Origin of the sequence: Geodermatophilus bullaregiensis (genome assembly GCF_016907675.1) — a bacterium.
Lineage (GTDB): Bacteria > Actinomycetota > Actinomycetes > Mycobacteriales > Geodermatophilaceae > Geodermatophilus > Geodermatophilus bullaregiensis.
In genome coordinates this window covers 533,766-553,683 of the sequence record NZ_JAFBCJ010000001.1, presented here as the reverse complement: position 1 = coordinate 553,683, position 19,918 = coordinate 533,766, and the positions used below count along the sequence as shown (strand labels likewise).

20 protein-coding genes are annotated in these 19,918 nt (G+C 75.7%); 18 read left to right on the top strand and 2 right to left on the bottom strand.

What is annotated here, in order from left to right:
• Positions 1–5: 5 nt before the first annotated feature.
• From ruvX to nusB, 11 genes are all read left to right on the top strand, one after another.
• Positions 6–665, top strand: coding sequence for a Holliday junction resolvase RuvX (gene ruvX, locus JOD57_RS02500; RefSeq protein ID WP_307824400.1), 660 nt, complete (start codon positions 6–8; stop codon positions 663–665).
• Positions 662–2,419, top strand: coding sequence for an endolytic transglycosylase MltG (gene mltG / locus JOD57_RS02495; RefSeq protein ID WP_204690456.1), 1,758 nt, complete (start codon positions 662–664; stop codon positions 2,417–2,419). The genes ruvX and mltG overlap by 4 nt, the downstream gene beginning before the upstream one ends.
• Before the next feature lie 7 nt (positions 2,420–2,426).
• Positions 2,427–3,248, top strand: a complete 822-nt coding sequence (locus JOD57_RS02490) for a shikimate dehydrogenase (protein ID WP_204690455.1) — start codon at positions 2,427–2,429, stop codon at positions 3,246–3,248.
• A gap of 10 nt (positions 3,249–3,258) precedes the next feature.
• Complete coding sequence (locus JOD57_RS02485) at positions 3,259–3,924, top strand: prepilin peptidase (RefSeq protein ID WP_204690454.1); 666 nt, start codon at positions 3,259–3,261, stop codon at positions 3,922–3,924.
• Positions 3,925–4,077: 153 nt separating this feature from the next.
• Positions 4,078–5,256, top strand: coding sequence for a chorismate synthase (gene aroC, locus JOD57_RS02480; protein ID WP_204690453.1), 1,179 nt, complete (start codon positions 4,078–4,080; stop codon positions 5,254–5,256).
• Entirely contained in the window at positions 5,253–5,786 is a 534-nt protein-coding gene (locus tag JOD57_RS02475) for a shikimate kinase (RefSeq protein WP_204690452.1), read from the top strand. The genes aroC and JOD57_RS02475 overlap by 4 nt, the downstream gene beginning before the upstream one ends.
• Positions 5,787–5,791: 5 nt before the next feature.
• Positions 5,792–6,838, top strand: coding sequence for a 3-dehydroquinate synthase (gene aroB, locus JOD57_RS02470; RefSeq protein WP_307824398.1), 1,047 nt, complete (start codon positions 5,792–5,794; stop codon positions 6,836–6,838).
• Positions 6,835–7,269 (top strand): type II 3-dehydroquinate dehydratase, encoded by a 435-nt coding sequence (gene aroQ, locus JOD57_RS02465; RefSeq protein ID WP_204690450.1) that lies wholly within the window; start codon positions 6,835–6,837, stop codon positions 7,267–7,269. Before aroB ends, aroQ begins: the two co-directional genes overlap by 4 nt.
• A complete protein-coding gene (locus JOD57_RS02460) occupies positions 7,266–8,381 on the top strand; it encodes a M24 family metallopeptidase (RefSeq protein WP_204690449.1) in 1,116 nt (371 codons plus the stop codon). The genes aroQ and JOD57_RS02460 overlap by 4 nt, the downstream gene beginning before the upstream one ends.
• On the top strand, positions 8,382–8,942 hold the full coding sequence (gene efp / locus JOD57_RS02455; protein ID WP_204690448.1) for an elongation factor P: 561 nt from the start codon (positions 8,382–8,384) through the stop codon (positions 8,940–8,942).
• 21 nt (positions 8,943–8,963) lie between these two features.
• Entirely contained in the window at positions 8,964–9,374 is a 411-nt protein-coding gene (gene nusB, locus JOD57_RS02450) for a transcription antitermination factor NusB (RefSeq protein WP_204690447.1), read from the top strand.
• Between the two features lie 7 nt (positions 9,375–9,381).
• Here the strand turns inward: nusB and JOD57_RS02445 are convergent, their stop codons facing one another.
• Positions 9,382–9,531 (bottom strand): hypothetical protein, encoded by a 150-nt coding sequence (locus tag JOD57_RS02445; protein WP_204690446.1) that lies wholly within the window; start codon positions 9,529–9,531, stop codon positions 9,382–9,384.
• A gap of 92 nt (positions 9,532–9,623) precedes the next feature.
• Positions 9,624–10,163 (bottom strand): transcriptional regulator BldD, encoded by a 540-nt coding sequence (gene bldD, locus JOD57_RS02440; protein WP_204690445.1) that lies wholly within the window; start codon positions 10,161–10,163, stop codon positions 9,624–9,626.
• Between the two features lie 230 nt (positions 10,164–10,393).
• On the opposite strand from bldD, the gene pyrR reads away from it, so the two are divergent.
• The 7 genes from pyrR to pyrF are packed head-to-tail and all read left to right on the top strand — an operon-like array spanning position 10,394 to position 19,894.
• Entirely contained in the window at positions 10,394–10,996 is a 603-nt protein-coding gene (gene pyrR / locus JOD57_RS02435) for a bifunctional pyr operon transcriptional regulator/uracil phosphoribosyltransferase PyrR (RefSeq protein ID WP_204690444.1), read from the top strand.
• Positions 10,993–11,913 carry an aspartate carbamoyltransferase catalytic subunit gene (locus tag JOD57_RS02430; RefSeq protein ID WP_204690443.1) on the top strand — a complete coding sequence of 307 codons (921 nt, stop codon included), beginning with the start codon at positions 10,993–10,995 and terminating at the stop codon, positions 11,911–11,913. Before pyrR ends, JOD57_RS02430 begins: the two co-directional genes overlap by 4 nt.
• Positions 11,910–13,196, top strand: coding sequence for a dihydroorotase (locus JOD57_RS02425; protein ID WP_204690442.1), 1,287 nt, complete (start codon positions 11,910–11,912; stop codon positions 13,194–13,196). The genes JOD57_RS02430 and JOD57_RS02425 overlap by 4 nt, the downstream gene beginning before the upstream one ends.
• On the top strand, positions 13,193–14,374 hold the full coding sequence (carA, locus tag JOD57_RS02420; protein WP_204690441.1) for a glutamine-hydrolyzing carbamoyl-phosphate synthase small subunit: 1,182 nt from the start codon (positions 13,193–13,195) through the stop codon (positions 14,372–14,374). The genes JOD57_RS02425 and carA overlap by 4 nt, the downstream gene beginning before the upstream one ends.
• Complete coding sequence (gene carB / locus JOD57_RS02415; RefSeq protein ID WP_204690440.1) at positions 14,374–17,667, top strand: carbamoyl-phosphate synthase large subunit; 3,294 nt, start codon at positions 14,374–14,376, stop codon at positions 17,665–17,667. The genes carA and carB overlap by 1 nt, the downstream gene beginning before the upstream one ends.
• Positions 17,664–19,019: a beta/alpha barrel domain-containing protein gene (locus JOD57_RS02410; protein WP_307824396.1), complete on the top strand. Its 1,356-nt coding sequence runs from the start codon at positions 17,664–17,666 to the stop codon at positions 19,017–19,019. Before carB ends, JOD57_RS02410 begins: the two co-directional genes overlap by 4 nt.
• Positions 19,016–19,894 (top strand): orotidine-5'-phosphate decarboxylase, encoded by an 879-nt coding sequence (pyrF, locus tag JOD57_RS02405; RefSeq protein WP_204690439.1) that lies wholly within the window; start codon positions 19,016–19,018, stop codon positions 19,892–19,894. Before JOD57_RS02410 ends, pyrF begins: the two co-directional genes overlap by 4 nt.
• Positions 19,895–19,918: the final 24 nt, after the last annotated feature.

Here is a 19,918-nt window from a genome sequence, read left to right as displayed (position 1 = left end):
CCGGAGTGCCCGAGCAGCGCCCCGACGAGACCGGCGACATGGGCGAGCGGCGCGTGCAGGGCCGCCCGGCGGTACCCCCGTCGCGCCCGCGGCGGACCCCGCCGCAGCAGCCGGTGCACCACCCCACCGAGGCGATCGACCTGCGCGGGGCCTTCCCGCCGGTCCGCCACGAGACGACCGAGATCGACCTGTCGCAGGGCCTGCCCGCCGGCCTGCCGCTGCCCCCGCGGCGCTCCCGCCAGGGCCGCCGGCTGGGGCTCGACGTCGGCACCGTGCGCGTCGGCGTCGCGCTGTCGGACCCCACCGGCACGCTGGCCACCCCGCTGGAGACCGTGGAGCGCGCCCGCGACGGCGCCGACCTCGAGCGGATCGCGGCGCTCGTGGTGGAACACGAGGTGACAGAGGTGATCGTGGGGGAGCCGAGGCACCTCTCGGGTGCGTCGGGCGCCTCGGCGCGCGAGGCCCGTGCCTACTCTCGGGCACTCGCCGGGCGCATCGGCAGCGTGCCCGTGCACCTCGTCGACGAGAGGCTCTCCACCGTGACCGCAGCCAGTTCCCTGCGGGCGAACGGGCTCGACAGCCGTGCCCAGCGCCCCGTGATCGACCAGGCCGCCGCGGTGGTCATCCTCCAGGCCTATCTGGACGCCCAGCGGGGGCGCTCGTGACCGGTCCGGTGCCGCCGTTCGGGCGGGGCCGGCACGCAGGGCCCGACACCCTCGGTGGCACCGGCAGCCTGTGGGACACCCCGGGCCGCGGCCGGCCGGCCGACGTCCCCCCGACCTCCCGCCTCCCGGTCGGCCCCGTCCCCACCCACCCCGGCGGCTCCGGTCGCGGCGCGGGCCTGCTCGAGCGGGGCCTGCCGGTCCTCAGCGGCCGGCACTCCGCCCCCGGCGACGACGACCGCACCGGCCCGCTGCCCGGCGGCAGCCAGCCCATGCCGCCCGGGACAGGGCTCCCGCCCCGCCCGGCGGGCGCGTGGTCGCGGCTGCAGCGCCGCGACGCCGCCCCGCCCGACGCGGCGGAGACCCGCCACATCGAGGCCGTCGACGTGCCCACCCAGGCGCACCCGGCCGTCGATCCGCACGACTCCCCCGCGGCCACCCGCTGGGACGCCCACCGGGACGACGCGCACCCCGACGACGCGAACCCCGACGACCACTGGGACGAGGACGCCACCGGCGGGCTCGAGGTCATCGGCTCCGGTCGCGGCGACGAGGGCCGCCGGCGCGGCCGCCGCGCCCGCCGCGCGGCGCCGGCCGAGCACGCCGACGCCGACCACCACGACGACGACCACCACGGCGACGACGACCACCGCGACGTCCTCGGCGGCCACCACGACGACCACGGACGTGGTGCCCGGTCCGGACGCCGCCGTCGCAGCCCCCTGGCCAACCTGCTCGCGCTGGTCGTGCTCGCCGGCGTGATCGCCGGCGTCGTCCTCGGCGGACGGGCGCTGATCGGCCTGGTCAACCCCGCGGACGAGGACTACGCCGGCGCGGGCACCGGCACCGTCGAGGTGCGCGTCGGGGGTGGCGACACCCTCAGCGACATCGCCCGCACGCTCGTCGAGCAGGACGTCATCGCCTCCGCCGGCCCCTTCGTCGACGCCGCCGAGGCCGATCCCGACTCGATGGGCATCCAGCCCGGCGTCTACTCCCTGCGCGCGCAGATGAGCGGCCAGGCGGCGCTGGACCTCCTGCTCGACCCGGCCAGCCGGCTGGTCTCGCGGGTCACCGTCCCGGAGGGCTTCACCGTCGCGGCGACCCTGCAGCGCGTCGCCGAGGCCACCGGGCTGCCGATCGAGGAGGTGCAGGCGGCCGCCGCCGACACCGCCTCCCTCGGCCTGCCGGCCTACGCCGACGGCCAGCTGGAGGGCTTCCTCTTCCCGGCCACCTACGACGTCGAGCCCGACGACACCGCCACCGAGGTGCTGCGCGCCATGGTCGGCCGGTTCACCGAGGTCGCCACCGACCTGCAGCTCGAGCAGCGCGCCGCCGCGTCGGGCCGCTCGCCCTACGACGTGGTCGTCGTCGCCTCGATGATCCAGTCGGAGACCCGGCTGGACGAGGAGCGCCCGGACGTCGCGCAGGTGGTCTACAACCGGCTCGCGCAGGGCATCCCGCTCGGCATCGACGCCACGCTGGCCTACGGCCTGCAGAAGAACGGCAACGACCTCACCGTCACCGACCTGCAGACCGACAGCCCGTACAACACCCGCACGCGGGCCGGGCTGCCGCCGACGCCGGTCAGCTCCCCGGGCGAGGCGAGCCTCGAGGCGGCGCTGTCCCCGACCACCGGCGACCTCCTGTACTACGTCCTGGAGTCCGAGGACGGCCGGCACTTCTTCACCAGCGACTACGCGGAGTTCCAGGCCGCGCGGCAGCGGTGCGCCGACGCCGGCCTCGGGTGCGGTGGCTGACCGGCCGGTGCCCGCAGCCCCGTCCGCCGGCCGGGCGGCCGTCCTCGGCCGCCCGGTCACGCACTCCCTGTCGCCGCTGCTGCACCGGGCGGCCTACGCCGCGCTCGACCTGTCCGGCTGGACCTACGACGCGCTCGACCTCGGTCCCGAGGACCTGCCCGTCCTGCTGGCCGGCCTCGGCCCCGAGTGGCGCGGCTTCTCGGTGACCATGCCGTGCAAGCAGGCGGCGGTGGCCGTCGCCGACGCCGTCGAGCCGCTGCCCCGGCTGCTGGGTGCGGCCAACACCCTGGTGCACACCGCCGCGGGGTGGCGGGCGGAGAACACCGACGTCCACGGCGTCGGCATGGCGCTGCAGACCGGCGGGGTCGAGCGGGTCGCGCACGCCGCGATCGTCGGTGCCGGCGGGACGGCGGCCGCCGCGGCCGTGGCCCTGGCCGAGCTCGGTGCCGAGCACGTCGACGTCCTGGTCCGGGCGCCCGACCGCGCCGCCGACGTCGTCCGGGTGCTCGGCGCGCTCGGTGTCGCCGCGGAGGTCCGGCGGCTCACGCCGGGTGCCGTCGACGCCCCCGTGGTCGTCAGCACGGTGCCGATCGGCGCCCACCCCGACCTCGGCGGCCTCGGCTGGCGGGCCGGGCAGACGCTGCTCGACGTCCTCTACGCCCCCTGGCCCACCCCGGTGGCCGAGCGGGCGGCGGCGGCCGGCACCCGCGTCATCAGCGGCATCGAGGTGCTGTTCTGGCAGGCGACCGTCCAGGTGGAGCTCATGACGGGCCAGCCGGCGCCGATCGGCCCGATGCGCGCCGCCCTGGACGCCGCTCTCCCCGGGTGACCGTGCACCGGTGACCCCCGCCGTCCCCCGCGAGGTGCTGCTCGCGGCCGCCGTGCTGGCCGCCGTCCTCGTCGGGCCGCTGCTCGCCCGGGCCGCCGTCCGGCTGGCCACCCGCGACGCCGCCGCCCGGCCCTCGGCCGCCCGGGTGCTGGTCACCTGTGTCCTGCTGGCGGCCCTGCTGTGCGGCGCGGTCCTGCTCACCGGCGCCCGCCCGGCCGGCCTCGCGCTGGCCTGGGCCGCCGGCGCCGGCGTCGTCCTCGCGCAGGTCGACCTCGCCGTCCACCGGCTGCCCGACCGCGTCACCCTGCCGGCCGGGGCCGTGTGCGCGGCCGCGCTGCTGGCCGACGCCGCCCTCCTCGGCACCTGGCCCGCGCTGCTGCGCGCCCTGCTCGCCGGGGCCGCCGCCGGGGGCATCGCGCTGCTGGCCGCCCTGGCCGCCCCGGCCGGGCTCGGTCTCGGCGACGTCAAGCTGCTCGCCCTGCTCGGGCTGGTGCTGGGCTGGGCCGGGTGGGGCGTGCTGCTGGCCGGCGTCCTCCTCGGCCTGCTGGCCGGCGCGGCCGTCTCGCTGCTGCTGGTGGCCACCCGCCGGGCGGGCTGGCGCACCGCGCTGCCGTTCGGCCCGCCGCTGCTGCTCGGCGCGGCGCTCGCCCTGGCGGTGCAGGGCCCGCTGCCCTGAACCGGGCCGCCCTGCGCGATGACCGGGGTCCCTGATCGTCGCGCGTCCTCCCCGACGTCCCACGGTCGGGGAGGACGCTGCACGATCAGGGACCTGATCGTGTCGGCCGCGCCCCGGGAGGGCGCGAGCAGCCCGGCTGGCACAATCCCAGGCATGTTGCGCTGGCTGACCGCCGGTGAGTCGCACGGCCAGCAGCTCACCGCCATCCTCGAGGGCCTGCCCGCCGGCGTGCAGGTCCAGACCGCCGACCTCGACGTCGACCTGGCCCGCCGCCGGCTCGGTCACGGCCGCGGTGCCCGCATGTCCTTCGAGCAGGACGTCGTCACCCTGACCGGAGGCGTCCGGCACGGCGTCACCCAGGGCGGCCCGATAGCGGTGCAGGTCGGCAACACCGAGTGGCCCAAGTGGCAGACGGTCATGGCCGCCGACCCGGTCGACCCCGAGGTGCTCGCCGGCCAGGCGCGCAATGCCCCGCTGACCCGGCCGCGCCCCGGCCACGCCGACCTCGCCGGCATGCAGAAGTACGGCTTCGACGACGCCCGCCCGGTGCTCGAGCGGGCCAGCGCCCGGGAGACCGCCGCCCGCGTCGCCCTCGGCGCCATCGCGAAGGCCTTCCTGCGGCAGACGCTGGACGTCGACGTCGTCAGCCACGTCGTCGCCATCGGCCCGGTCGCCGTGCCCGACGGCGTGCTGCCCGGCCCGCAGGACAACCCGGGCATCGACGACGACCCGGTGCGCTGCGCCGACCCGGCCACCAGCGAGGTGATGGTCGCCGAGGTCGACGACGCCCGGAAGAACGGCGACACCCTCGGCGGGGTCGTCGAGGTCGTCGTCCACGGCCTGCCGCCGGGCCTGGGCAGCCACGTGCACTGGGACCGCCGGCTGGACTCCCGCCTGGCCGCCGCGCTCATGGGCGTGCAGTCGGTCAAGGCGGTCGAGGTCGGCGACGGCCTGGAGACCGCGCGCCGCCGCGGCTCGGTCGCGCACGACGAGATCGTCAGCGAGGACGGCCGGCTGCGGCGGGTCACCGACCGCGCCGGCGGCATCGAGGGCGGCATGACCAACGGCGAGGCGCTGCGGGTCCGCGCGGCGATGAAGCCGATCTCCACCGTGCCGCGGGCCCTGGCCACCGTCGACGTCGCCACCGGGGACGCCGCGGTCGCCATCAACCAGCGCAGCGACGCCTGCGCCGTGCCGCGCGGCAGCGTGGTGATGGAGGCGATGGTCGCCCTCGTCCTGGCCGACGCCGCGCTGGAGAAGTTCGGCGGCGACTCGGTGGCCGAGACCCGCCGCAACGCGCGGGCCTACCTCGACGCGCTGCCGTACCGGTGAGCGCGCCGCTGCTGGTGCTGGTGGGCCCCCCGGCCTCGGGCAAGACGACCGTCGGGACGGCGGTGGCGACGGCGCTCGGCGCTCCGTTCCGCGACACCGACACCGACGTCGAGGCCGTCGCCGGCACCACCGTCGCCGACCTGTTCATCTCCTACGGCGAGCCGCACTTCCGCGCGATGGAGGAGCAGGCGGTGGCCCGGGCGCTGGCCGAGCACGCCGGCGTGCTGGCCCTGGGCGGCGGCGCGGTGCTCAGCGCGGCCAGCCGGCAGCTGCTGGTCGCCTACGGCCGCGACGGCGGGACCGTCGTCCACCTCGACGTCGACCTGCCCTCGGCGGCCAAGCGGGCGGGTCTGGCCCGCGACCGCCCGATCCTCGGCGTCAACCCGCGGGCCATGCTGCGCACCCTGCTCGAGCAGCGCGCGCCGCTCTACGCCGAGGTGGCCACCGTCGTGGTGTCCACCGGCGGCCGCGACCCGCAGGACGTCGTCGCCGAGGTCCTCGCCGCCCTCCCCGCCGGAGCCGACCGGTGAGGCGCGTGACCGTCGCGGGGGACGAGCCGTACGACGTCGTCATCGGCCCCGGCGCGCAGGTCGAGCTGGGCCTGGTACTGGCCGGGACACCGAGGGCCGCCGTCGTGCACACCCCGCCGCTGGCGGCGCTGGCCGGGGCCGCCGTCGAGACGCTGCAGACCGCCGGGGTGGCCGCCGAGGCCGTCGTCGTCCCCGACGGGGAGGCGGCCAAGACCGCCGAGGTCGCCGCCGGCGTGTGGGACGAGCTCGGCCGCCTGGGGCTGACCCGCTCGGACGCCGTCGTCGGCGTGGGCGGGGGAGCGGTCACCGACCTCGCCGGGTTCGTCGCCGCCACCTGGCTGCGCGGCGTGCGCGTCGTCCAGGTGCCCACCAGCGTGCTCGGCATGGTCGACGCCGCCGTCGGCGGGAAGACCGGCATCAACACCGCCGCGGGCAAGAACCTGGTCGGCGCGTTCCACCCGCCGGCCGGCGTGCTGGCCGACACCGACGCCCTCGGCGGCCTGTCGGAGGCGGAGTTCCGCTCCGGCATGGCCGAGGTGGTCAAGTGCGGCCTCATCGCCGACGCCGGCATCCTCGACCTGCTCGACGCCGACCCGACCGGCCGCCGCGACACCGAGGAGCTCATCGAGCGGGCGGTGCGGGTCAAGGCCGACGCCGTGGGGGAGGACCTGCACGACACGGGCGTGCGCGAGTTCCTCAACTACGGGCACACGCTGGCCCACGCCATCGAGCGGGTCGAGGACTTCGGCTGGCGGCACGGCGAGGCGGTCGCCGTCGGGCTGGTCTTCGCCGCCGAGCTGGCCGGGCAGGCCGGGCTGCTGAGCCGCGCCGACGTCGACCGGCACCGCGACCTGGTCGCCGCGATGGGGCTGCCCACCCGCTGCGCCGGCGACTGGGCCGCGCTGCAGGCGGTCATGCGGGTGGACAAGAAAGCCCGGGGCGCGACGCTGCGGTTCGTCGTCCTGGACGGGCTCGGCAACCCGCGGATCCTCGCCGACCCCGACCAGGCCTGGCTCGACGCGGCGTGGGCCGCAGTATCGGAGACGACGTGACCATCCAGGTGCTCAACGGCGCCAACCTCGGCCGGCTCGGCACCCGCGAGCCGGAGAAGTACGGGACGACGACGTACGCGCAGCTGGTGTCACGGGTCGAGGAGGTCGCCGGGGAGCTCGGCGTGCAGGTGCAGGTCCGGCAGACCGACGACGAGGGCGAGCTGATCGGCTGGGTGCACGCCGCGGCCGACGCCGGGGACGCCGTCGTGGTCAACCCGGCCGGCTGGTCGCACACCTCCGTCGTCCTGCGCGACGCGCTCGCGACGCTGACCGCCCCGCTCGTCGAGGTGCACATCAGCAACATCCACCGGCGCGAGGAGTTCCGGCACCACTCCTACGTCTCGGGGGTCGCCGACGGCGTGATCGCCGGGCTCGGTGTGCAGGGCTACGAGCTGGCGCTGCGCTACCTCGCCGCGCAGGGCGCGCGATGAGCCGCGCGGCCGAGCGGCGGGAGCGGCTCCGGGCGACGGCGGCCGAGCGGGGGCTGGACGCCGTCCTGGTGACGAACCTGCTCAACGTGCGCTACCTGACCGGGTTCACCGGCTCCAACGGCGCGCTGCTGCTGCGCACCGACCCGTCCTCCGCCCACCCGGACCTCTTCGGCACCGACGGCCGCTACACCACCCAGGCCGGCACGCAGGTGCCCGACGTCGCGCTGCTCGTCGACCGCGGCACCGTCCCGGCGCTGGCCCGCGAGGCCGTGCGCGGGGGAGCGGGCCGGATCGGGTACGAGAGCCACGAGGTCACCGTCGACGACCTCGGCCAGCTGGAGCGCGTGCTCACCGACGGCGCGGCCGGCGCGGCGGTGCCCGAGCTGGTGTCGGTGCGCCGGGTGGTCGAGGAGCCGCGCGCGGTCAAGGACGCCGAGGAGGTCGAGTCGCTGCGCCGGGCGTGCGCGGTGGCCGACCTGGCGCTGGCCGAGCTCGCCGCCGAGGGCGCGCTGCGGCCCGGGCGCACCGAGCTGCAGGTGGGCCGCGAGCTCGACGCGCGGATGCTCGCGCTGGGCGCCGAGGCGCCGTCGTTCGAGACGATCGTCGCCGCGGGCGCCAACTCGGCGATCCCGCACCACCGGCCCGACGGGACCGAGCTGCGGCCGGGCGACCTCCTGAAGCTGGACTTCGGCGCGACCGTCGACGGCTACCACTCCGACATGACCCGCACCGTCGTCCTGGGGCACGCCGCCGACTGGCAGCGCGAGGTCTACGAGCTGGTCGCCGCGGCGCAGGCGGCCGGGCGGGCGGCGCTGGCCGTGGGCGCCGACGTCGTCGCCGTCGACGCGGCCTCCCGCGACGTCATCGCCGCCGCCGGCCACGCCGACCACTTCACGCACGGGCTCGGCCACGGGGTGGGGCTGGAGATCCACGAGGCCCCGGGCATCGGCCCGCTGGGCGCGGGTACCCTGGCCGCCGGCATGGCCGTCACCGTGGAGCCGGGGGTCTACCTCCCCGGCCACGGCGGTGTCCGGATCGAGGACACGCTCGTCGTCACGGCGGACGCGCCCGAGTTGTTGACCCTCACGAGCAAGGAACTGCTGGTCCTCTAGATGGCTACCACCAACGACCTCAAGAACGGCATGGTCCTCAACCTCGACGGCCAGCTGTGGGCCGTCACCGAGTTCCAGCACGTCAAGCCCGGCAAGGGCGGCGCGTTCGTGCGGACGACGCTGAAGAACGTGCTCTCGGGCAAGGTCGTGGACAAGACCTTCAACGCCGGCACCAAGGTCGAGACCGCCACGGTCGACAAGCGGAACATGACCTACCTGTACAAGGACGGCACCGACTTCGTCTTCATGGACGGCGACACGTTCGACCAGATCCCGGTGGCGGCGGAGACGGTCGGCTCGGGTGCGGACTACCTGCTGGAGAACACCGAGGCCGTCGTCGCCGTCCACGAGGGGACGCCGCTCTACGTCGAGCTGCCGGTGACCATGGAGCTCGTGGTCGAGCACACCGACCCGGGCCTGCAGGGCGACCGCTCCACCGGCGGCACCAAGCCGGCCACCCTGGAGACCGGCGCGCAGATCCAGGTGCCCCTGTTCGTCAACACCGGCGACCGGCTCAAGGTCGACACCCGCGACGGCCGGTACCTCGGCCGCGCCAACTGACGCCCGCCCGGACCTCCTGACATGGCCGCCCGCACCAAGGCGCGCAAGCGCGCCGTCGACGTCCTCTACGAGGCCGACCTGCGGGGTGCCGACCCGATCGAGCTGCTCCGGGAGCGGGTCGCCGACCCCTCGCCGCCGGTGCCCGACCACGCCGTCCGGCTGGTCGAGGGGGTGGCCGCGCACGCCGGGCGGATCGACGAGCTGATCGGCCGGCACGCCTCGGGCTGGTCGCTGGAGCGGCTGCCCGACGTCGACCGGGCGATCCTGCGGATGGCGGTCTTCGAGCTGCTCTGGGCCGACGACGTGCCCGACGCCGTCGTCATCGACGAGGCCGTGGAGCTGGCCAAGACGCTGTCGACCGACGAGTCGCCGGCCTACGTCAACGGCGTCCTCGGCGCCATCCTCGACGCCGAGGTGCCCACCTCCTCCTGAGCCCGGCTCAGGAGCGGCAGCCGGCCTCGGCGGCGGCCAGCATCGCGACCGCGCGGGCCCCGGCGTCGCGCCGCTGTGCGCGGCGCAGCGCCGCCCGGCGGTTCGCGGCCAGCAGGGTGTCGCGGTCGGACGTCGGGACGGGCGGGACGGTGCTCACGACTGCTCCTCGGGCTGCGCGTTCTCGGCGCCGCCGACGCTAGGTCCGCCCACCGACAGTTCCCGGTGCCGTCCCCGTGACCCCGCCCTCCCTCAGCGGGGGGAGCGGCGGCGGTCGCCCCAGTTCTCGTCCTCGTCGTCGAGGCCGGCGGCGCCGTTGTCCATGCCGGGGTTGAGCACGCCCCACTCGATGAGCCGGGTGGTCAGCTCGTCGGGGCTCATGTCGTAGATGATCGCCAGCGACTTGAGGTCCTCGGCGCGGATGGAGAGCACCTTGCCGTTGTAGTCGTGGCGCTGCGCCTGGATGGTCGAGGCGTAGCGGGCCAGCGGGCCGGCCTCGTCGGCGGGCAGGGAGCCCAGCGACTCGAGGTTCAGCACGATCTTCGTCGTCGAGGTGACCGCGGACGACGGCCGGGGGTCGGGCAGCAGCTCCGACACCGGCACGCCGTAGAACACGGCCAGCTCCGAGAGCCGCTGGACGGTCACCGCGCGGTCGCCACGCTCGTAGGAGCCGACGACCACGGCCTTCCAGCGTCCGTGGGATTTGTCCTCCACACCCTGCAGGGACAGGCCCTGCTGGTTGCGGATCGCGCGAAGTCGGGCACCGAGGGCCCGCGAGTAGTCGGTGCTCATGGGTGTCCGCTCACTGTCCGTCGTCGTGTCTGGCCGTCAGTCGTCACGCAGCGTACTTGCTGATCCGGAACGGCGACAGCGCCCGTCCCCTGGACGTGCATCCTCGGACAGCCTCCCCACCTGCGCACCCACGATGCGCGACGGCGGTCACACCATCGGGTGCAGTACGGTCGGCGGCGGTCCACCCACTCCTTTAACGACCCGTCCCGTGAGGCGGGGAAGGAGGCCTGATGGCCAGCTCGCCCGAGCCTGCCCAGAGCCAGTCCGCTCCCGGGGTGCTGCTCGCCCCCGCCGACGTCGCCCGCGTGGTCGACCGGATGGCCCACCAGCTGATCGAGAAGTGCGCCGGGGGCGGTGGGGTGGGTGAGGACGCAGCCGGTCTGGCCGACCTCGTCCTGGTCGGCATCCCCACCCGCGGCGCCCCGCTGGCCCGGCGGCTGGCCGCCCGCGTCGAGGCCTTCAGCGGCACCGCGGTCGACGTCGGCACCGTCGACATCACGCTCTACCGCGACGACCTGCGGCTGCGCGGTGTCCGCGCGCTGGAGGACACCGTCCTCCCACCCGCCGGGATCGACGGCCGGCTGGTCGTCCTCGTCGACGACGTGCTGTTCTCCGGCCGCTCGGTGCGCGCCGCCCTCGACGCGCTGCGCGACCTGGGCCGGCCGCGGGCGGTGCAGCTCGCCGTCCTGGTCGACCGCGGCCACCGCGAGCTGCCGATCCGCGCCGACTACGTGGGCAAGAACGTGCCCACGGCGCGCACCCAGCAGGTGCGGGTCCACCTGACCGAGGTCGACGGCACCGACGAGGTCCTCGTCACGGAGGGAGCCGCGTGAAGCGGCACCTGCTGGACGCCGCGGACCTCGACCGGGCCGACGCGACGCTCGTCCTCGACACCGCCGCGCAGATCGACCAGGCGCTGGCCGGCCGCGAGGTCAAGAAGCTGCCCACGCTGCGCGGCCGCACGGTGGTCAACCTCTTCTACGAGGACTCCACCCGCACCCGCATCTCCTTCGAGCTGGCGGCCAAGCGGCTGTCCGCCGACGTCATCAACTTCTCCGCCAAGGGCAGCAGCGTCTCCAAGGGCGAGAGCCTCAAGGACACCGCGCTCACGCTCGAGGCGATGGGCAGCGACGCGATCGTCGTCCGGCACGGCGCGTCCGGCGCCCCGCACCGGCTGGCGCACTGGGTCCGCGGCAGCGTCGTCAACGCCGGCGACGGCACCCACGAGCACCCCACCCAGGCGCTGCTGGACGCCTACACGATCCGGCACCGGCTGGGCCGCCTGGACGGCGTCCGGGTCGTGATCGTCGGCGACGTGCTGCACAGCCGGGTGGCCCGCTCCAACGTCTGGCTGCTGAGCACACTCGGCGCGCAGGTCACCCTCGTCGCGCCGCCGACGCTGCTGCCGGTGGGCGTCGGGTCCTGGCCGGTGGAGGTCTCCTACGACCTCGACGCCGTCCTGCCCAAGGCCGACGCGGTGATGATGCTGCGGGTTCAGGCCGAGCGGATGAACGCCTCGTTCTTCCCCAGCGCGCGGGAGTACAGCCGCCGCTACGGCCTCGACGCCCACCGCATGGCCGCGCTCTCCGACGACGCGATCGTCATGCACCCCGGCCCGATGAACCGCGGCATGGAGATCGCCGCCGACGTCGCCGACTCGGTCCGCTCGACGATCGTCGAGCAGGTCGGCAACGGCGTCAGCGTCCGCATGGCCGTGCTCTACCTGCTGCTCGGAGGCGCATCCTCGTGACCACGCTGATCAAGGGGGCGCGCGTCCTCGGCGGGCAGTCCGCCGACCTGCTGCTCGAGGACGGCCGGATCGCCGCCGTCGGGCAGCGGCTCGGCGTTACCGGGGCCGACGTCGTCGACGCCGGCGGGCTGGTCGCGCTCCCGGGCCTGGTCGACCTGCACACCCACCTGCGCGAGCCCGGCCGCGAGGACGCCGAGACCGTCGAGACCGGCAGCCGCGCCGCCGCGCTGGGCGGCTACACCGCGGTGCACGCGATGGCCAACACCGACCCGGTCGCCGACACCGCCGGCGTCGTCGAGCAGGTGTGGCGGCTCGGGCAGGAGGCCGGCCTGGTCGACGTCGTCCCGGTCGGGGCGGTCACCGTCGGGCTGCGCGGCGAGCGGCTGGCCGAGCTCGGCGCGATGGCCGACTCCGCCGCCCGGGTGCGGGTGTTCTCCGACGACGGGCACTGCGTGGCCGACCCCGCGCTCATGCGCCGCGCGCTGGAGTACGTCAAGGCCTTCGACGGCGTCGTCGCCCAGCACGCCGAGGAGCCGCGGCTGACCGTCGGCGCGCAGATGAACGAGGGCGACCTGTCGGCCCGGCTGGGCCTGACCGGCTGGCCGGCCGCCGCCGAGGAGGCGGTCATCGCCCGCGACGTGCTGCTGGCCGAGCACGTGGGCGCGCGGCTGCACGTGTGCCACGTGTCCACCGCCGGGTCGGTGGAGATCCTGCGGTGGGCGAAGTCGCGCGGCGTCCAGGTGACCGCCGAGGTGACACCGCACCACCTGCTGCTCACCGAGGCCTGCGCGCAGAGCTACGACCCGGTGTTCAAGGTCAACCCGCCGCTGCGCACCGACGAGGACGTGCAGGCCCTGCGCGCCGGGCTGGCCGACGGCACGATCGACGCCGTCGCCACCGACCACGCGCCGCACGCGGTGGAGGACAAGGAGAGCGAGTGGGCGCAGGCCCGGCCCGGCATGCTGGGGCTGGAGCAGGCGCTCTCGGTCGTCGTCGAGACGCTGGTGGAGCCCGGCCTGCTCGACTGGGCCGGCGTCGCCGACCGGATGTCGGTGCGCCCCGCGGCCATCGGCCGCCTCGACGGTCACGGCCGCCCGCTGGCGCCCGGCGAGCCGGCGAACCTGCTGCTGCTGGACCCCGCCGCCCGGGCCGTCGTCGACCCGGCCGCGCTGGCCAGCCGCAGCCGCAACAGCCCCTACGCCGGCCGGGAGCTGCCCGGCCGGGTGGTCGCCACGTTCCTGCGGGGGACGGCGACCGTGCGAGACGGGAAGGCAGTGCGTTGACAGACGCGATCCTCGTGCTCGAGGACGGCAGGACGTTCCGCGGCGAGGCCTACGGCAGCATCGGGACGACGGTCGGCGAGGCGGTGTTCGCCACCGGGATGACCGGCTACCAGGAGACGCTCACCGACCCCAGCTACGCCGGCCAGATCGTCACGATGACCGCGCCGCACATCGGCAACACCGGCGTCAACGACGAGGACGACGAGAGCCGCCGCATGTGGGTGGCCGGCTTCGTCGTCCGCGACCCCGCCCGCCGCCCGGCCAACTGGCGGGCCACCGGCAGCCTGGACGACGAGCTGCGCGCGCAGGGCGTGGTCGGGATCAGCGGCGTGGACACCCGGGCGCTGACCCGGCACCTGCGCGAGCGCGGCGCCATGCGCGCGGGCATCAGCAGCGAACTGGGTGGCCTGGGCGGGGATCCGGCCGGTGCGCTGCTCACCCGGGTGCGCGCCGCCGAGGGCATGGTCGGTGCCGACCTCGCGCCGCGGGTCAGCACCGCCGAGCCCTACGTGGTGCCCGCGGTGGGGGAGCGGCGGTTCACCATCGCCGCGCTCGACCTCGGCATCAAGACCGCCACCCCGCGCCACCTCGCCGAGCTCGGCGTCGAGACGCACGTGCTGCCCTCCACCGCGACGGCCGAGGACCTGCTGGCCGCCGGTCCCGACGGCGTCTTCCTGTCCAACGGCCCCGGCGACCCGGCCGCGGCCGACTACGCGGTCGCCGCGGTGCGCGGGGTGCTCGACGCGGGCCGGCCGCTGTTCGGCATCTGCTTCGGCAACCAGATCCTCGGCCGCGCGCTGGGCCTGGGCACCTACAAGCTGCGCTTCGGCCACCGCGGCCTCAACCAGCCGGTGCTCGACCGGGTCAGCGGCACCGTGCGGGTGACCAGCCACAACCACGGCTTCGCCGTCGACGCGCCGCTGGACCGCCCCACCGACACCCCCCACGGCCGGGTCGAGGTCAGCCACGTGGGCCTCAACGACGACGTCGTCGAGGGGCTGCGGCTGCTGGACGCGCCGGCCTTCAGCGTGCAGTTCCACCCGGAGTCGGCGGCCGGCCCGCACGACGCCGCACCGCTGTTCCAGCGCTTCGTCGACCTCATGGACGCCTCCCGCGGCGGCGGGCCGGCGGTCAGCCCGCCGACCACGGTCCGGCACAGCACCGGGGAGAACGCCTGATGCCCAAGCGCACCGACATCGCGCACGTCCTGGTCATCGGCTCGGGGCCGATCCTCATCGGGCAGGCCGCCGAGTTCGACTACTCCGGCACCCAGGCCTGCCGGGTGCTGCGCGCCGAGGGCCTGCGGGTCAGCCTGGTCAACAGCAACCCGGCGACGATCATGACCGACCCCGACGTCGCCGACGCCACCTACGTCGAGCCGCTGACGCCGGAGTTCGTCGAGCGGGTCATCGCGAAGGAGCGCCCGGACGCGCTGCTGGCCACCCTCGGCGGGCAGACGGCGCTCAACATCGCCATCGGCCTGTACGAGAGCGGCGTCCTCGAGCGCTACGGCGTCCGGCTGATCGGTGCCGACGTCGACGCGATCAACCGCGGCGAGGACCGGCAGATGTTCAAGGACATCGTCCGCTCGATCGGCGCCGACGCCCCGCGCTCGCGGGTGTGCGGCAGCGTCGAGGAGGCGCTGGAGACGGCGGAGGAGGTCGGCTACCCCGTCGTCATCCGACCCAGCTTCACCATGGGCGGCCTCGGCTCGGGCATCGCCACCGACGAGCCGATGCTGCGCCGCATGGCCGGCCACGGCCTGGCCGACTCCCCGGTGTCGACCGTCCTCATCGAGGAGTCGGTGCTGGGCTGGAAGGAGTACGAGCTCGAGCTGATGCGCGACCGCAGCGACAACGTGGTCGTCATCTGCTCGATCGAGAACGTCGACGCGATGGGCGTGCACACCGGCGACTCGGTCACCGTCGCCCCGGCGATGACGCTCACCGACCGCGAGTACCAGCGGATGCGCGACGTCGGCATCGCGGTGCTGCGGGAGGTCGGCGTCGACACCGGCGGCTGCAACATCCAGTTCGCCGTCCACCCGGACACCGGCCGGCTGGTCGTCATCGAGATGAACCCGCGCGTCTCCCGGTCGAGCGCGCTGGCGTCGAAGGCCACCGGCTTCCCGATCGCCAAGATCGCCGCGAAGCTGGCCATCGGCTACACGCTCGACGAGATCACCAACGACATCACCGGCGTCACCCCGGCGAGCTTCGAGCCGGCGCTGGACTACGTCGTGGTGAAGATCCCGCGGTTCGCGTTCGAGAAGTTCCCCGGCGCCGACCCGCGGCTGACCACGACGATGAAGAGCGTCGGCGAGGTCATGGCGATGGGCCGCAACTTCCCGGAGGCGCTGGGCAAGGCGATGCGGTCCACCGAGACGAAGGTGGCCGGCTTCTGGACCGGCCCGGAGGACGGGTCCAGCGCGGAGGAGCTGCTCGAGGCGCTGCGCACGCCGGTCGACGGGCGGCTCTACCTCGCCGAGCGGGCGCTGGCCGCCGGCGCCACGGTCGAGCAGGTGGCGCAGGCCAGCGGCTTCGACCCGTGGTTCGTCGACCAGATCGCGCTCGTGCGCGAGGTCGGCGAGGCCGTGCGCGACGCCCCGGCGCTGACCCCGGAGCTGCTGCGCCGGGCCAAGCGGCACGGGCTGTCCGACCGGCAGGTGGCCGCGCTGCGCCCGGAGCTGTCCGGGGAGGACGGCGTCCGGCTGCTGCGGCACCGGCTCGGCATCCGGCCGGTCTACAAGACCGTCGACACCTGCGCCGCGGAGTTCGCCGCCCGCACGCCGTACCACTACTCCTCCTACGACGAGGAGACCGAGGTCGAGCCGCGGGAGAAGCCCGCGGTGCTGATCCTCGGCTCGGGTCCCAACCGGATCGGGCAGGGCATCGAGTTCGACTACTCGTGCGTGCACGCGGTGATGGCGCTGCAGGACGCCGGCTACGAGGCCGTGATGGTCAACTGCAACCCCGAGACCGTGTCCACCGACTACGACACCGCCGACCGGCTGTACTTCGAGCCGCTGACCTTCGAGGACGTCCTCGAGGTGGTCGAGGCCGAGCGCGCGGCCGGGCCGGTGGCCGGGGTCATCTGCACCCTCGGCGGGCAGACGCCGCTGGGCCTGGCGCAGCGGCTCAAGGACGCCGGCGTCCCGGTGCTGGGCACCTCGCCGGAGGCCATCGACGACGCCGAGCACCGCGGGGCCTTCTCCCGGGTGCTCGCCGACACCGGGCTGACCGCCCCGAAGCACGGCACCGCCACGACCTTCGCCGAGGCGCGGGAGATCGCCGCCGGCATCGGCTACCCGGTGCTGGTCCGCCCGTCCTACGTGCTCGGCGGGCGCGGGATGGAGATCGTCTACGAGGAGGCCTCGCTGGAGGCCTACATCGCCAAGGCCACCGACGTCAGCCCCGAGCACCCCGTGCTGGTCGACCGGTTCCTCGAGGACGCCGTCGAGATCGACGTCGACGCGCTCTACGACGGCGCCGAGCTCTACCTCGGCGGGGTCATGGAGCACATCGAGGAGGCCGGCATCCACTCCGGCGACTCGGCCTGCGCGCTGCCGCCGATCACCCTCGGCTCGGCCGACCTGGCACAGATCCGGCGGGCCACCGAGGCGCTGGCCGCCCGCATCGGCGTGCGCGGACTGGTCAACGTGCAGTACGCGATCAAGGACGACGTCCTGCACGTCATCGAGGCCAACCCGCGGGCGTCGCGCACGGTGCCGTTCGTGTCGAAGGCGACCGCCGTCCAGCTGGCCAAGGCCGCCGCGCGGATCGCCGTCGGGCAGTCGATCGCCGAGCTGCGCGGCGCGGGCGTGCTGCCGGCGACCGGCGACGGCACCGACCTGCCCGAGGACGCCCCGATCGCGGTCAAGGAGGCGGTGCTGCCCTTCCACCGCTTCCGCACCGTCGAGGGCCACGGCGTCGACACGGTCCTGTCGCCGGAGATGAAGTCGACCGGCGAGGTCATGGGCCTCGACGACGGGTTCGGCACCGCGTTCGCCAAGTCGCAGGCCGCCGCCTACGGCTCGCTGCCCACCTCGGGGACGGTCTTCGTGTCGCTGGCCAACCGCGACAAGCGGGCCGCGGTCTTCCCGGTCAAGCGGCTGGCCGACCTCGGCTTCCGGGTCCTGGCGACGAGCGGGACCGCGCAGGTGCTGCGCCGCAACGGCGTGGCGTGCGAGGTGGTCGGCAAGTACAGCGAGGGCCCGGGCAACTGCGTGGAGCGGATCCTCGCCGGGGACGTCGACATCGTCGTCAACACGCCCTTCGGCTCGCCGGGCAACAGCGGGCCGCGGCTGGACGGCTACGAGATCCGCACGGCCGCGGTGACCGCCGGCATCCCGTGCATCACCACGGTGCAGGGGATGGCCGCGGCGGTGCAGGGCGTGGAGGCACTGCGCCGCGGCGACCTCGGCGTCCGCAGCCTGCAGGAGTTCCACGCGGCGCTCACCCCGCGCCCGTGAGCAGCCCCTCGCGCGGGGGCGGCGGCCCGGTCGAGGACGTGCGGGGCGAGCTGGTCGCCCGCGGGCTGGTTGACGGGCTGCCGCGGGCGTTCCTCGCCGGCGTCACCCGCTTCGCCCGCCCGCCGCAGGCCGAGCTCGACGGGCTGACCGCGGCCGCCGAGGGGCTCGCCGCCCGGCTGGCCGCGGGGGAGGCCGGCGAGGACGACCTGCCGCTGCTCACCCGCGTGCTCTTCTCCGCCGGCCACGGTGGGCTGCTGGCCGCCTGCGGGGTGCGGACGCCGTCCTACGACGTGCTGGGCTCCTACCGCGACAACCTGCGGACGCCGATCGGGCCGCGGCTGCCCGAGCGGCCGCGCGCGGGCGACCGCCGCTGGCGGGTGCTCGGCCGCGACGTCGGGTTCCCGGTCGGCGTGCCCGCGTGCGTGCTGAACGGCGGCGAGGAGTGGGTGCGCCTCCACGCCGGCAACGGCTTCAGCGTGCTCACCTACAAGACGGTGCGCAGCCGCGCCCACGAGCCCAACGCGCAGCCGAACTGGACCTTCGCGCCCCGGCCGCCGGGCGACGTGGTCGTCTCCGACCCGTGGGACTGGGTCGAGCCCGGCTCGCCGGGCGTCAGCACGGTCAACTCCTTCGGCGTCCCCTCGCCGGCGCCGGAGGAGTGGGGGCCCGACCTCGAGCGGTCGCTGGCCGCCGTGGACGACGACCAGCTGCTGCTGGTCAGCGTCATGGGGGAGGGCGACGGGACGGCCCTGGTCGACGACTTCGCGCGGACGGCGCTGCTGGCGCAGGAGGCCGGCGCGACCGTGGTCGAGCTCAACCTGTCCTGCCCCAACACGCTGGCCGCGACCGCCGACGGCGTGAAGCCGCCGCTGTGCCTGGACGCCGGGGCGACGCTCGCCGTGGTCGAGGGCGTGCGTCGGGCGCTGGACGACCGCACCGGCCTGGTGGCCAAGCTCTCCTGGCTCGACGAGCAGCGCCTGGCCGCGCTGGTGCCGCGGCTGGGCCCGCTGGTCGACGGCGTGGCGGGCATCAACACCGTGCCGAGCCGGGTGGTGCGCAGCGACGGGGAGCCGACGTTCCCCGGCCGCGCGGTGGCGGGGTTGTCGGGCGCCGCGGTCCGCGGGCCCGCTCTCGACCTCACCCGCCGGCTGGTCGCGCTGCGCGAGGCCGGCGGGCACTCCTTCGCCGTGCTGGCGATGGGCGGGGTCACCGACGTCGCCTCGTTCGCGGCGCTGTACGAGGCGGGCGCGGACGCCGTCCAGTCGGCCTCGGGCGCCTTCGCCGACCCCTTCCTCGCCCGCGACTGCATCGCCGCGCTCGGCGACACCCTGCCGCGGGCGGTGGCCCGGTGAGCGCGCCGTTCGGGCAGCGGCTCGCCGACGCGGTGGCCGCCCGCGGGCCGCTGTGCGTCGGCATCGACCCGCACGTGCCGCTCCTGGAGCGCTGGGGCCTGCCCGACGCCCCGGAGGGGCTGGCCCGCTTCACCGACGCCGTCGTCGACGCGCTGGCCGGCGAGGTCGCCGTCCTCAAGCCGCAGATCGCCTTCTACGAGCGGCACGGCTCGCGCGGCCTGGCGGTGCTCGAGGACGCCGTCGCCCGGGCCCGCGCGGCCGGGGCGCTGGTGCTGCTCGACGCCAAGCGCGGCGACATCGGCTCGACGATGGACGCCTACGCCGAGGTGCTGCGCCCCGGCCACCCGCTGGCCGTCGACGCGCTGACCGTCAGCCCCTACCTCGGCCCCGGCTCGCTGCAGCCGGCCGTCGACACCGCGCGCCGGCACGGCGGCGGCCTCTTCGTGCTGGCCAGGACGTCCAACCCCGACGCCGGCACGCTGCAGCACGCGCTGGTGGGGGAGCGGACCGTCGCGCAGGCCGTGGTCGACGCCGTCCGCGGCTGGAACACCCCCGGCTGGGTGGTCGGCGACCCGCTGCCCGACCTGGGCGCGGTGCAGGACCTGTCCAGCCGCTGGGGCGCCGCGACCGGCAGCGTCGGCGTCGTCATCGGGGCGACGCTGCGCGACCTCGACGTCGACCTCGACGGCCTCGGCGGGCCGGTGCTCGCGCCCGGCCTCGGCGCGCAGGGCGGCTCGGCGGCCGACCTGCGCCGCCTCTTCGGCACCGGCCGGGCCGTCGTCCCCACCGTCTCCCGCGACGTGCTCGCCGCCGGGCCGGACCCCGCCGCGCTGCGCGCCGCCGCCGCCCGGTGGGCGGCGGAGCTCACCGCCTGAGGCGCCCTGCCGCAGGTGGACGCA